Origin of the sequence: Actinotignum sanguinis (assembly GCF_003957255.1) — a bacterium.
GTDB lineage: Bacteria > Actinomycetota > Actinomycetes > Actinomycetales > Actinomycetaceae > Actinotignum > Actinotignum sanguinis.
On record NZ_QDIE01000041.1, the window covers coordinates 1 to 13,560 of the forward strand.

Sequence of the window (13,560 nt, forward strand, 5' to 3'; positions counted from 1 at the left end):
GTGATGGTGAGTTGTAGATCTTTTCCAGGGTGCTTCGTTCCTCGTCACTCAAGGCGAGTGGTTTAGCGGGGTGCGACATGGATCAATAATACCATCACCAGTAAGCTATTTCACGGACGGTACACTAGTCCCGCGCCAGCCAGGCGAGCGCGGCGACGGCCGCGGCTTCGGTGCCGGTGGCGAGGGTGGGTTGGAGAACCGGCCCGAAGGCGGGGTTGTGGTTGGGGTACGTGGGCGCGCCTTCCGCGAAGCCGCCGAAGCCCCAGTAGGTGTAGGGAATCCCGAAGGCGTCCGGGATCACGCTGAAATCTTCGGAAGCCGATACTTCCCCGCAATCCATTACGCGCTCTTCCCCGAAATGCGCCAGGAAAGCCTGGGTGACCTTGTCGGTGGTGGCGGCGTCGTTATTGGTGAGCGGGTAGGAATCGTAGATCTCGAATTCCGGTGCCTGCGGGGCGCGGGCCGCTTCGCATTCGGCTGTGACCGTGCGCTTAATGCCATCAAGGAGCTGTTCGCGCACGTCCATGTCGTAGGCGCGAATATTAATAAGCAGGGTGGCCGTGTCCGGAATAATATTTGATTTGCTTCCGGCGTGGATGGAGCCCACGGTGAGCACCGCCATCTTGAAGGGATTAATTTCGCGCGCCACCACGCTCTGCAGCCGGGTCACCACGGCGGCGGCCAGCACCACCGGGTCGATGCTCAGATGCGGCATGGAGCCGTGCGAGCCCTTCCCGTGCAAGGTCACCTTGACGGAGGCGCCGGTGGAGAGGATCGCCCCGGCGTGGGTGCCGACCTGCCCGGCGCGCATGGGCCCGGCGAGCACGTGCTGCCCCAAAGCCACATCCGGTGCCGGAATCTTATCGACGAGGCCGTCGGCCACCATGGAGCGCGCCCCGGCCGCGGTTTCTTCCCCGGGCTGGAACAACGCGATATAGGTGCCGGCCCAGGCTGCGCGGTTTTCCGCGAAAATACGGGCGGCGCCCAGCGCGCAGGAAATATGGAAATCGTGGCCGCAGGCGTGCATGGCCGGAACTTCATTGCCGTCCGCGTCCGTGCGCGTCTGGGTGGAGGCGTACTCCAGCCCGGTCGCTTCCTTGACGGGGAGCCCATCAATATCGGCACGGAAAAGCACCGCGGGCCCTTCTCCGTTTTCCAGCACACCGACGACGCCGCCGCCGATCCGCTGCGTTGCGTACCCGAGGCGCGTCAGTTCCGCGTCGATGGTGTCACAGGTTTCTTTTTCCTGCATAGAAAGTTCGGGATGCTGATGCAGGTGGATATAAAGCTCTTCTTGCCAGGAGGTGAATGAATCCACCGCCTCTTTAACGTTAATCATGAATCACCTTTCCGCATGGAGAGGGTCGGTGGAAGCTCAATCGTTGCGAGTGCGTGGAGTGATCATCCGGCCCTGTCCGTGCCTTGTGCCCGGCTCACGCGCCGGGTCTACTTCAGATAGTAGCGGTTAAAGCGCGCCGGGTCTACTTCAGATAGTAGCGGTTAAAGCGCGCCGGGTCTACTTCAGATAGTAGCGGTTAAAGCGTGCCGTGTGCCGCGCCGGTACGCTTAATGCATGGCTACTATTTTTGTGCAGTGCGACGACGCCGCCGCACCCACGCTCACCCTCGCTACCCATGCCGGCCGGCCCGCTGCGGCCCCTCCCGGGGAAGGTGATGTGCTCCTCGATATTTCCTGGTCCTCCCTCAATTACAAAGATGCGCTCTGCCTGAAAGGTGACCGGGGCGTGGCCCGCATCAGCCCGCTTATTCCCGGCATTGACGCGGTGGGGACGGTGCGCGAAGCCGGCCCGGACAGCCCGGTCCATCCGGGGCAGCTGGTGAGCGTGAACGGGGCGGGCTTGGGTGAATTCCACCACGGGGGCTACACCCCGCTTTTGCGGGTGCCCGGGGATGCGTGCGTGCCCGTGCCGGAAGTATTCAGCGCCGCGCAGGCCGCGGCCCTGGGAACGGCCGGATATACGGCGGCGCTGTGCGTGCTAGCACTGGAGGAACGCGCGGCGGCTGCGCCCGCGGCGCCGCACGGTGCCGCGGCGGAAAAATCTTCCGGGGCGAGGAAAGACGGCCCGGTGCTGGTGACCGGGGCAAGTGGCGGGGTGGGTAGCATTGCCCTCCATCTCCTCGCGCAGCTGGGCTATGAGCCGATAGCGCTGACCGGGCGGGCGGAGCGCTTCGGGAATTTCCTGCGCGGGCTCGGGGCTACCGAGGTGCTCGAACGCTCGGAACTGGAAGTGCCTTCCGCGCGGCCCCTCCAGAAGGCTCGCTTCGCGGGCGGAGTGGATACCGTGGGCGGGCAGGTGCTCGCGAATCTCCTGGCGCGCACCCGCTGGGGCGGGACGGTGGCCGCCTGCGGCCTGGCCGGCGGAACCGCGCTCCCCACCACGGTACTGCCCTTTATTTTGCGGGGTGTGACCCTGGCCGGGGTGGATTCGGTGCGCGCCCCGCGGGCGCTGCGCCTGCGCGCCTGGGAGCTGCTGGCCGCGCACGTGGATGTGGGCGTTCTCGATTCCCTCACCCACGTTATTGACCTTGCTGACGTTCCCGAAGCCGGGCGTGAGCTTTTGGCCGGCCAGCGTTACGGGCGCACCGCGGTACGGATCACCCCGTAGCGGGTAAAATACTGCATTATGATTGACCAGCGCACTGAAGGCTCAAAAGTTTCTATTATCGGGGCCGGGGCGGTGGGGACGTCCCTCGCCTACGCCATGCTCATCAAAGGCGTTGCCCGGCATGTTGTTCTCCAAGATATCAACGCGCAGAAGGTGCATGCCGAAGCCCTCGATCTTATGCACGGCGGCCAGTTCATGCCGACCGCGAAAATTGAAGGCACCGATAACGTGGAGGCCACCGCGGATTCCGATGTCATCGTGATTACCGCCGGGGCACGCCAGCGGCCGGGCCAGTCCCGCCTGGACCTTGCCGGGGCGAGTGTGGCGATGATGCGCTCCATTGTTCCCCCGCTGGTCGAGCTTTCTCCCAATGCGATTTTCGTCGTCGTCGCCAATCCCGTGGACGTGGTCACCCAAGCCGTTCTCAAAATTTCCGGGCTGCCGCCCGCCCGCGTTTTCGGGACCGGAACCGTGCTCGATTCTTCGCGGCTGCGCCAGCTTATTTCACAGAAGTTCCTCGTGGCGACCTCGAATGTGCACGCCTATATGTGCGGTGAGCACGGGGATTCCGAGACTCCCATGTGGTCGATGGCCTCGATTTCCACGGTGCCGATCCGCGAATGGGAGCTGCGTTCCGGCCCGGTCACCGATGAACTCCTCGACGGCATCGCCGACCGCGTTATTAACGCCGCCTACGAAGTAATCGAGGGGAAGGGCTCCACGAATTACGCCATCGGTTTGGCCGCTTCGCGGATTATCCAGGCGGTGCTGCGTGACGAACGCGTGGTGCTCTCCGTCTCTCGGCTCATGACCGGCTGGAACGGGATTTCCGGAGTGTGCATGTCCGTCCCCACCATCGTGGGGGCGCGCGGCGCGATCCGGCAGATCGATATGAAACCGTCCGATGCGGAGCTGGAATCCCTGCGGGCCAGCGCCGCGCAGATTCGCGAAGCGCTCTCAAACCTCGAGGGAATGGGCGACGACGCCTGAGCCTAGCGGCAGGAGGGACCATGGCGCGCACGGGGGCAGCGAGCATCGCGGACCTGAGCCGGCCGGCCGATGAGCTGGCCCCGCTGCTGCTGGGCGCGGTGGTGGGCGACGGCGCCGTGGCGGTGCGCCTGACCGAAGTGGAAGCCTACCTCGGGGCCGATGATCCGGCCTCGCACGCTTTCGCCGGGCCCACCCCGCGCGCCCGGGTCATGTTCGGGCCACCCGCCCACCTCTATGTCTATCTCAGCTACGGCATCCATCGCATCGGCAATATCGTGTGCGGGGCGGATGGCGAAGCCAGCGCGGTGCTTCTGCGCGCCGGAGAAGTCGTGGCCGGACTGGAGGAAGCCACCCGGCGCCGGACTCGGCCAGCTGCCACTCCGCCCGCGCGCCAGGCCCTGGCGCGCGGGCCGGGCAACTTAGGCCAGGTCCTCGGTTTGGATACCTCCATGAGTGGGCTGCCGCTCGCGGTGGAAGATGCTGATGGGGGAATCCTCTTTCCTGCGGCAGCTTCTACTCCGCGTTTCCACCTGGAGCTGCCCCCGGCTCCGCTGCCCTATCAGGCGGGTCCCCGCATCGGGATTTCCCGCAATACAGATGCGCCTTTGCGCTTCTGGCTACCCGGGGATCCCACCGTGAGCGGGCGGCGTTGCGAAAAGCGCACATCCCGAACCACTCCTCCCACTGGTGCGCCGGCGCGGGCGGGAGGGCCGGCTCACGCCTGCGAACCGCTAGGCCAGTAGGAAAACCGCGACGGAGCGCGCGGGCACAGTAACGGTGCCGCGGATGAGCATGGCGCCGCGAACTGCGTCGTCGTACCCCCGCCGTTGAATGGGCGAAAGCGCGTAGGTTTCCGTGACCCCCTCGATTTTTTCCGTGACGGGGCGCGGGGAGGCGTTGAATACCGCGATAATGCCGTCGAGCTGCGGATCGATATCCGGGTCTGCGGTGTCGTCGATGCGCATAATAATGAGACCGGGGGTGGCGCCCGGCCCGCCGTTGGGGAAACTCACTTTCGCGCGGATGAGCTCCGCGCTCCCCAGGGTGAAAAGCGGGCTGGAATGGCGCAGGCGCAGCAGCTCGCGGGCGATGGCTTGCGCGCGGGCGATATGCTGCGGGCTGGGGCGCAGCTCGGGGCGCGCCAGGAGGGGGCCAATGACCGGCCAGGATGCCTCGTTGCGGCTGGCGGGCGGCAGACCCACCCCGAAATTATTGCTCTGCCCGGAGAAATCCAGGCGGTTGAAGTGATCCCCGGAATTATAGGAATCCCGATCCAGGGATTTCGAGCGGAGCAGCTCGGTGCCCGCGTGCCAGAAGGCCGGAGCCTGCCCGAGCGCCACCGTGGCCAGGGAGAGCAGCACCATCCGGATGCGGTCATCGATGCTGAGGAAGAGCGGTAGTTTGTAGATGCCGATATCCCACAGGGTTTCGTTATCGTGCGCGTCCACGTAGTTGACGGCCTCCTGCGGCTGGGAGGCGAAACCGGCGGGCCGCCCGCCGTAATCCAGTTCGGAGCCGCGTTTCCATTCCCCGGTGTGGGTGAGGAAACTAAAATCGCGCAAGACCCCGGCTAGGGAGAGTTTGACCAGGTCAGTGGCCTGCCCGAGGCGTTCGCGCTGTTCTTCCGGGAGGCTGGGGCCGTGGCCATTCGGGTCGGTGAACAGGCCGGTGCCGTAGCCCTGGTGGTGGCGTTTATCGGAATCGAAAGGCCCGCCGCCGTTGACGGCATCACGCAAGCGATCATTGAAAGCCCCGATGCCGGTGCCGTTCATCTCCACCTGGGTGGCCTGGCGGAAACGCGCGTTATCGGCCACTTCCCCGAAATTCCAGCCCTCCCCGTAGAGGTAGATGCGCGCACCGTCAACGCCATCTCGCTCCACCGTGAGGGAATCGAGGGCGGCGCGCACCGCCTCCATATTTGCGCGGCTGTGGTGGCCCATGAGGTCGAAACGGAAACCGTCCACGCGATAGTGCTTGGCCCACAGCACCACCGCATCCACCATGAGTTTCTCCGCCATGAGATTTTCGGTCGCCACATTCGGGCAGCACGTGGACGTGGCGATGGTGCCACGCGCGTCCAGGCGGTAATAATAACCGGGCACCACTTTATCGAGAACGGAGGCGGCATCCCCGCCGGCTGCAGCCGTGTGGTTATAGACCTGATCTAGCACGACGCCGAGGCCAGCCGCATGCAGCCCTCCCACCATGGCACGGAACTCCGCGATACGCGCCCCGCCGTGGGGTTCCACCGCGTAACTGCCTTCCGGCGCCAGGTAGTGAAACGGATCGTAGCCCCAGTTATAGGCATCGACATCCGCCACCGCGCTCACGGCCCGCTGCTGGGCCGGGGAATCCGGGGCTGCGGGCGGGATCTGCGGGATTTCCTGATTCTCGGGGCGTTCGGGAATGGTGGAGATATCGAAAGTAGGGAGGAGGTGAACGGTGGTGATTCCGGCCTGCGCCAGGGCGCGCAGGTGGCGCATACCGGCAGAATCCCGCAGCGCAAAGGCACCGTATTTTCCGCGCAGCCGCTCGGGCACGCTCGCGTCCGAGATGGAAAAATCACGCACGTGCAGCTCGTAGATAGTATGGGCAGCCGGGTTAGCGAGGGTGCGCTGCGGGGCGGTGCGCCACAGTTCCGGTTGGTAGGCCGGGTCCGCAAGATCAACGAAGACCGCGCGTTCGGAATCCACCGTAAGAGCCACCGCATAGGGGTCGGTCACCCGGTAGGTGACGACGGTGCCCGCCATCGGATCAATCACCTCAACCTCGAAAAGATAGCTGGCGTTCTTCCAGGCCGGGGTGCCGCTGGCGTGCCAGATTCCCAGCTCATCGCGGGCCATAGGATATGTGGTGGTGCGTGGGGCGCCCGCACCTGCGGTAGGCGTGGCGGCACCAACGGCGGCACCCGCACTCGCGCCGGTACCTGCCACCTCGATACGAACCTGCCGGGCGGTGGGAGCCCAGAGTGCCACCGCGGGGGCATCCCCGTGCCATGTCACCCCGAGGGTGGCCTGGCGGGCACCCGCGTAAAGATCATCGATCATGCCGGCGATCTGCACTCCGGTCAGAGCGCTGAGTTCCCCCGCGGCGTTGCGCCGCGCCACCAGAAGCTGCCCGCGCAGGGCCTCGCGCAATCGGTGGGAGGGTACCCCGCTCAGGCGCAGCGCGGCGTACCCGGCCAGGTGAGCACGGGTGGGAATGGCCGCGGCCGGGATACCACCCGGGTCTACCGTGAGGGCGCATAGCCGCACGGCGCCGCTCTGTTCGGTGCTGCTATCGCCTGGCACCCCGCTGCCCGGCACCCCATCACCCCGTGCCTGAGCACCGCGCGCCCGCTCCCCGAGCGCGCCGGCTCCATCCGGGCAGGTCCACAGCTCAAAACTGTCGCCCTGCGCGATGTGCTCCGCGGGCCAGGCAATCACAGATCGGTTAACCGACGGGGCGCGGAACTCTCCGGAGCCGAAGAGCGCCCCGGAACTCCAGTGGTGGGTCATGGTGATCTCCTGTGAGCGGCAATGCGCGGCCAGTTTATCCGGTGGCAGATCTCACTCACAAGGTGAACGGACATCCACACCGCTCGCCCCAGGAATTAATATGGGCGGCGAGGAGGCATCCGATATGACATCCGAATCGACATCTCACACAACACCCGTATCTGAGCCGGCCCCCGCACCGGACTCCAGCACGGAACCCGCTCCCCGCCTGGTGGTGGGCGCGGCCCTGGTTGCTGACCTCACCAACCCCAGCGGGGTCCTGGCCACCCAGCGCTCCTACCCCGAATGGGCGGACGGCCTGTGGGAATTCCCCGGCGGGAAAGTGGAACCCGGGGAAACCCCGCGCGAGGCGTTACACCGGGAAATTTCCGAAGAGCTGGGCTGCGGTATTGATATCGGTAGGCAGCTGGCCAATCCCGATAGCCCGGACGGCTCCTGGGATCTCAGTTCCGGGGAGCACAATACCGGGCTGCGGATGATGGTGTGGCTGGCGCGTCCCTTCGGGGAGATCACTCTGGGGCCGGCGCACCGTGATGCTCGCGTCCTCACCGCCGCCGAACTCGAGAGCGTGGAATGGCTGCCCGGGGATGTCCAGATTCTGCCCGTGCTGCGCGCCGCCCTGGGCGGGCGCTAACCGAAGGCACGGTGCGGACCGCGGCGGGGCGGGCGCCTGAGCTGCGCCGTCGTTCCTAAGATGACGCACGGCGCGCGGTGCCGTAACCTAGGAGGACGATCCCCAGCACAAGGAGAAGTCACGCATGAAACACAGCGCGCACGGCCCGGCGCGATGGCCGCTGTATTTCTTGCTCTTCGCCGCTGCCGTTCTCGCGGGCGTGCTCGCCCTGGTGGGAGTCTCGTATTTTTCTGGCGACGACGCCGCCGCGCCCGCGCCCACCACCGCGGGCCCCGAACCCGGGCGCAGCGCCTCCGCTAATCTCACCCAGCTGCGCAACCAGGTCCAGGAACTGAGCGCGGGAACCTGCCCGAATCCCGATACCGCCGCGGCTATTCTGGCCGATTACGCGAGCGCGGCGGCCGCGGGCGGCACGTACACCGCGGAGGAACCGCTCCTCAGCGAAGCTCTGCGCACCCTCTCCTCCAGCTGCGGGGCGGATTACACCGTGAGCTTGAGCGCGGCGCTTGGCGATACTGCCGCGCCGGCGGATTTCCAATCTTTCGCGGCCTCGCGCCAGTGGTGGAAGCTGGTGCGCCCCGCCCCGCCGGAAGCCACCCGCCTGGAATCTTTCACCACCCCCATGAATAACGTGCGCTGCTCCCTCGACGAAAAAGCCGTCAACTGCACGATTTTCACCTATGACTACGTGTCCCCGCCCGGCTGCGAAGGCGAACCGGCTAATTACACCGTGGGGCTGACGGGCACCACCACTGCCGGATGTTCCACCCAGGTGAGTACCGTCAAAGAAGTGCCCTACGGCAGCGTGGTGGCCGCGCACGGCTTCGCCTGCACCGCCGACCAATACGCCGGCATCTCCTGCTGGTCGGAACTGACCGGCCACGGATTTACGGTGCGGAGGGCCGCCGAAGAAGTGTTCTAGTTGCGCTCACTGTGTTAGCTGCGGCGGGCTCATCCAGAGCCAGGCGGGCCCGCGGCAACTCAGCCCGTCAGGGTCACTCCAGCGCGCGCACGGCCGCGAGCACCCGGGCACTGCCTTCCGGTTCGGCCACGCTGATGCGCACGCCCTCGCCGAGCACCCGCACCAGCACCCCGGCGTCCATGCAGGCGTCCTCGAAACGCGCGGCGGTAACCCCGTGACGGGCCAGCTCCGCCGCGTCGATCCACAGGAAATTCGCGTATGAGGTAGGCGTGTGCCAGTCAGCCTCCGCGAGCTGCGCGGCCAGTTCGTCGCGGGCGCGGGCCAGCTGCGCGGCGCGCTCCAGTACGGTTGGTGCTTCGGTGAGAGCGGCCTGGCCGGCTACCTGGGCGAGGCGATTGACACCGAACGGCGTGGCAATACGGCGCAGCGGCTCGGCCATCGCGGCGCTGGTGAGCAGGTAGCCCAGCCGCAACCCGGCCAGCGCAAAGGCCTTGGAGAACGTGCGGGCCACCACCAGATTCGGATAGTGGCGCGCCAATTCTTTTCCGTTTTGTACGACGGCGCGGCTCGCCTGGCTCTCACCCACCGCGGGAGCGAAGTGAATATACGCCTCGTCAAGAAGTACCGGGATGCGGGCGGGAACCCGGGCGAGGAAATCAGCCACCTCGGCGTGCGGAATGGTGGTGCCGGTGGGGTTATTGGGCGAGCAGAGGAGGATAGCGCGGGTATTCTCCGTGAGCGCGGCGGCCATGCCCTCTAAGTCATGGGTGCCATCCGCACGCAACGGCACCCCGATGAAACGTCCACCTGCGGCAATGGTGGCAATAGGGTAAGCCTCGAAAGAGCGCCAGGGACTGACCACCTCACCGCCCGGAGTCACCACGGCCTGCAAGAATTTTTCGATGAGGGCAGTGGAACCATTCCCCACCACGATGCCGGCCGGATCCCAATCCTCATAGGCCGCGAGCGCGGCGGTGAGCTGCGCACAGGACATATCGGGATAACGGTTGAGCGCCCCGCCGTGATCAACAGCGGCCACGAGCGCGGCAGCCACCGCCGGGGTGGGCGGGAAGGGAACTTCGTTGCTGGAGAGCTTGACACTATCGGCGTTGCGCGGGCGTTTCCCGGCAACGTAGCTGGGTAGATCGGCTAATTCGGGGCGGAACCATTGCATTCTTCTATTGTGCACCATCACCGCGCGCCACCCGGCGCCGTTCCGCAAGCCACCCGGCGCCATTCCGCGCGCGCCCCGCCGTCGCTTCGCGGCGCTCCTGGCAGCGCGGGCGCCGTAGGATGCGGCTATGGAGACCTTTGTGAAAACCGGTGACCCGGCCGAGATCTGGGGTGAGGCGCTTTCGCTGGCGGAGCTGGCCGAGGCAACTCCGAGTGGCGGGGCACCCGTTGTCCTGCTCCTTTCCACCGCCGCGGATCACGACCGCGGTATCTTGCGCGAAGAACGCCTGCGCTCCGTGCGCCCCAGCGCCGCGGCCGCCCGGGAATTCGGGGCGCGCCTGGCCCGCACGCACGCGTGGGATCCCTCCGGAAAGCGGATTTTCGGGCAAGCTCCCGGTACTGTACACTCGCGCCCGGTCCGCCTGGGTTCTTGGGATTTACCGGTGGTGCCCGCGGATTCGCCCGCGCGCAGCTTCGGGGAGTTTTACGCCGCGGACCGCATTGAGCCCTACCTGCGCCCCGCACGTGACAACGGGGCGCTGGACGCGAGCGGCGCCCGCGCACTGGAACATATCTGCGAACGCCTGCGGGCCGGTGTTTTCGATAGCCCGCAACCGGCCCTGGTACATAGTCAGGCAGCCCTCCTCCACGGGGATTTGTGGAGCGGGAACGTGATGTGGACCGATCAAGGCGGGGTGCTTATCGACCCAGTTTCCCACGGCGGGCACGCGGAAACAGATCTGGCCACCCTCACGGTCTTCCGTGCTCCTTTCGTGGAAGAGATCTACGCCGGCTATAACGCCGTCTCTCCGCTCGCTTCTGGGTGGCAGCACCGCATTGGCCTGCATAGCCTACCTATTCTTATCCTGCACGCCGCACTTTTCGGCGGATCCTACGGCGCGGAGACCCTGGCGGCGGCCCGGCCCTACCTCTAGTGCCGCGAGCGCCTAGTTCTGCTAGCGGCGCGCGGATCTGCCAGAATAGAGCCATGAGTGAGCATCGCGCGCCAGAATCAACTTCCGCATCCACCCCCGTCCCGAATATTTCCGGGCCGCTCTCCCCGCTAGATGGGCGCTACGCCAGCGCTACCACACCGCTACAGCCCTACCTGTGCGAGGCCGCGCTCAACCGCTACCGGATTCACGTGGAAGTCGAATGGCTGATTTTCCTGTGCGAACGCGCGGTGATTCCCGGGGTGGGGGCGCTGCCCGCGAGCGCCGTCGTATATTTGCGCGCACTTCCCGAAAAGTTCGACGACGCCGCAGCACGCGAGCTGGCCACCATCGAGGCGGAAACCCGGCACGATGTCAAGGCTGTCGAATACTTCATCAAGAAGCGCATGGACGCGGGCGGGCTGGGCCACCTGCGCGAGATGGTCCACATCTTCTGCACGTCGGAAGATATTAATAGCCTGGCGTGGGCCTTGGGCGTGCGCGACGCGGTGCGCCGCTGCTGGTTGCCGCGCGCCTGGGGGCTGGTCGCGGATCTGAGCGATCTGGCCCACACCCACGCGCAGCTGCCCATGCTGGCCCACACCCACGGGCAGCCGGCTTCGCCCACCACCGTCGGCAAGGAGCTCGCCGTCTTTGCGCACCGCCTGCACCGTTCCCTGCGCCGGGTGGAAACCGCGGAGTACTACGGGAAATTCTCCGGGGCCACCGGGACTTTTTCCGCGCACGCCACCGCTATTCCGGATGCGAACTGGCCGGAACTGGCCCGCGTTTTTGTGGAGTCCCTGGGCCTGACGTGGAATCCGCTCACCACCCAGATCGAATCCTATGATGCGCTTGCCGATCTTTTTGACGATATTGCGCACGTCAATCGCATCGCCCACAATCTCGCCACCGATATGTGGACCTATATTTCCTTGGATTATTTCCATCAGAACCTGGCCGCGCAGGGTTCGACCGGATCCTCGACGATGCCGCATAAGGTCAATCCCATTCGTTTTGAAAACGCGGAGGCGAATCTGGAGATCAGCTCCGGGCTCTTCGGAGTGCTCAGTCAGACTCTGGTTACTTCGCGTATGCAGCGAGATCTCACGGATTCCTCCACGAAACGCAATATCGGGGTGGCACTGGGGCATTCCTACCTGGCCCTCGATAATTTGCGGTGCGGGCTGGCCGGGGTGGATCCCAATCCCGCCAAGCTCGCCGCGGATCTGAACGCGAATTGGGAAGTGCTGGGCGAGCCAATCCAGCAGGCCATGCGGGCCGCGGCGCTGGGCGGTGCCAAACACCTGGAGGATCCTTATGAACGGCTCAAGGCACTGACTCGCGGGCGGAAGGTCACCGCGGACGATATGCGGGAATTTATCGCGGGCTTGGGCTTGCCCGAGGAGGTGGAGGAACGTCTCCTTGCTCTCACCCCGGCCGGATATACCGGCCTGGCTGCACAACTCGTGGATTTCCTGGAGGACACGCCCGGGCTCGCAGCCAGCTAAGCCTGCTAAGGTAACCGGCAGGCCGCGCGGCAGCGCGGCGTCGTCGTCGTAAAAAATACGGCATATGTGCCGCGGCTCGCGGTGCCGCAACCAGAGGAGAAGCGTGAACGTAGCAGCATGGACGAGCGTCCTGGCCACCGCCCCCGCGCCGGGAAGTGACCCGGGTGCGCTGAGCGGAATCACCGGTTGGGTGGTCAGTGTGATGGACGCTATCGGCGGTTTCGGGGCGGCGCTTCTCATCGCGCTGGAAAATATTTTCCCGCCGCTGCCTTCCGAGGTGATTTTGCCGCTGGCCGGGTTCACGGCCTCCTCGCCCACGTCGAATATGACGCTCATCGGCGCGATCCTCTGGTGTACCGCCGGTTCGCTCGCGGGGGCCTGGCTGCTGTACGGACTGGGCGCCTGGCTGGGGCGCGAACGCACCCGCAAAATTCTGCTGTGGTTCCCGCTCACCAAACAATCCGACGTGGATAAAACCGAAGCCTGGTTCGATAAGCACGGCAGCTGGACGGTGTTCTTCGGGCGCATGATTCCGATTTTCCGTTCCCTTATTTCACTTCCCGCGGGCGTGACAAATATGGGGATGCTGAAATTTACCGCGCTAACAGCAGTTGGCTCGGCTATCTGGAATACCATCCTTATTTACGCCGGGTACCTGCTGGGCGCGAATTGGACCATCGTGGAAGATTACGTGGGGATTTTCGCGAAGATCGTGGTGGCGGTGTGCCTCGTGGTCGCGGTGGGGTGGATTATTCACCGCGTGGTTGTGAACCGCCGGGGGCGCTAAGCTGCGGGGAGGCAGAGCCGCGCAGAACTCGACTAAAATCGGCTAAAAGTGGCATAGGGAGCCTGCTAACGGTCGGTTGGTACCATGTTTTACCATACGCGAGCGATTTATAAGCGGTTAAAGGCCCTAACGGAGAGATCGCCGGAGTTGAGGTGAAAATCGCTAACGCGACCAGCTGCTCATGATCCTCAACACCGTCGCCCAGGAGTACCACCGCCTCGACGGGATTTACGCCATCCCCCTCGCGCTGTCGGGAGAGTAAATAGCGAGCCTCGAGCCATTAACAGGTGGGTTCCCGTCCGACTACGAACACAATATCGTCAATTAAAAATCATCGCCGCGATTACAAATTCGCCCTCTTGGCCTATAGGACACTTGGTGTTGGTTTTATCCGGACTTTTCGGCTTGCTAGCAGGCTAAAGTCGGGTTCGAACTCGGTTTGACTCGAGTTTTTGGATGGACAGAACGTGTTGGTTTAACCCCGACTT

At 65.1% G+C, this 13,560-nt stretch carries 11 protein-coding genes; 8 read left to right on the forward strand and 3 right to left on the reverse strand.

Annotation, left to right across the window (positions count from 1 at the left end; translation table 11 throughout):
* Positions 1–124: 124 nt before the first annotated feature.
* Positions 125–1,339, reverse strand: a complete 1,215-nt coding sequence (locus DDD64_RS08185) for an amidohydrolase (RefSeq protein WP_126135879.1) — start codon at positions 1,337–1,339, stop codon at positions 125–127.
* 234 nt (positions 1,340–1,573) lie between these two features.
* Between DDD64_RS08185 and DDD64_RS08190 the strand changes: the two genes are divergently transcribed.
* The 3 genes from DDD64_RS08190 to DDD64_RS08200 are packed head-to-tail and all read left to right on the forward strand — an operon-like array spanning position 1,574 to position 4,359.
* On the forward strand, positions 1,574–2,626 hold the full coding sequence (locus DDD64_RS08190; RefSeq protein ID WP_126135880.1) for an acrylyl-CoA reductase family protein: 1,053 nt from the start codon (positions 1,574–1,576) through the stop codon (positions 2,624–2,626).
* 18 nt (positions 2,627–2,644) lie between these two features.
* Positions 2,645–3,616: an L-lactate dehydrogenase gene (locus tag DDD64_RS08195; protein WP_126135881.1), complete on the forward strand. Its 972-nt coding sequence runs from the start codon at positions 2,645–2,647 to the stop codon at positions 3,614–3,616.
* A gap of 20 nt (positions 3,617–3,636) precedes the next feature.
* Positions 3,637–4,359, forward strand: a complete 723-nt coding sequence (locus tag DDD64_RS08200; protein ID WP_206435413.1) for a DNA-3-methyladenine glycosylase — start codon at positions 3,637–3,639, stop codon at positions 4,357–4,359.
* Here DDD64_RS08200 and pulA read toward each other — a convergent pair.
* The gene (gene pulA / locus DDD64_RS08205) at positions 4,348–7,113 is read right to left on the reverse strand and encodes a pullulanase-type alpha-1,6-glucosidase (RefSeq protein ID WP_126135882.1); all 2,766 of its coding nucleotides are present in this window, start codon (positions 7,111–7,113) and stop codon (positions 4,348–4,350) included. The two genes, DDD64_RS08200 and pulA, sit on opposite strands and share 12 nt — an antisense overlap.
* Positions 7,114–7,237: 124 nt before the next feature.
* On the opposite strand from pulA, the gene DDD64_RS08210 reads away from it, so the two are divergent.
* Both DDD64_RS08210 and DDD64_RS08215 read left to right on the forward strand, forming a co-directional pair.
* Positions 7,238–7,747: a (deoxy)nucleoside triphosphate pyrophosphohydrolase gene (locus DDD64_RS08210; RefSeq protein ID WP_126135883.1), complete on the forward strand. Its 510-nt coding sequence runs from the start codon at positions 7,238–7,240 to the stop codon at positions 7,745–7,747.
* 124 nt (positions 7,748–7,871) lie between these two features.
* Positions 7,872–8,669, forward strand: a complete 798-nt coding sequence (locus DDD64_RS08215; protein ID WP_126135884.1) for a hypothetical protein — start codon at positions 7,872–7,874, stop codon at positions 8,667–8,669.
* Between the two features lie 73 nt (positions 8,670–8,742).
* Here the strand turns inward: DDD64_RS08215 and DDD64_RS08220 are convergent, their stop codons facing one another.
* On the reverse strand, positions 8,743–9,843 hold the full coding sequence (locus DDD64_RS08220; protein WP_241227686.1) for an aminotransferase class I/II-fold pyridoxal phosphate-dependent enzyme: 1,101 nt from the start codon (positions 9,841–9,843) through the stop codon (positions 8,743–8,745).
* Positions 9,844–9,970: 127 nt separating this feature from the next.
* Between DDD64_RS08220 and DDD64_RS08225 the strand changes: the two genes are divergently transcribed.
* The 3 genes from DDD64_RS08225 (at position 9,971) to DDD64_RS08235 (ending at position 13,072) form a co-directional block, all read left to right on the forward strand.
* Positions 9,971–10,777, forward strand: a complete 807-nt coding sequence (locus tag DDD64_RS08225; RefSeq protein WP_126135886.1) for a fructosamine kinase family protein — start codon at positions 9,971–9,973, stop codon at positions 10,775–10,777.
* Between the two features lie 53 nt (positions 10,778–10,830).
* Positions 10,831–12,285: an adenylosuccinate lyase gene (gene purB / locus DDD64_RS08230; RefSeq protein ID WP_126135887.1), complete on the forward strand. Its 1,455-nt coding sequence runs from the start codon at positions 10,831–10,833 to the stop codon at positions 12,283–12,285.
* Positions 12,286–12,388: 103 nt separating this feature from the next.
* On the forward strand, positions 12,389–13,072 hold the full coding sequence (locus DDD64_RS08235; protein WP_126135888.1) for a DedA family protein: 684 nt from the start codon (positions 12,389–12,391) through the stop codon (positions 13,070–13,072).
* The last annotated feature ends 488 nt before the right edge of the window (positions 13,073–13,560 follow it).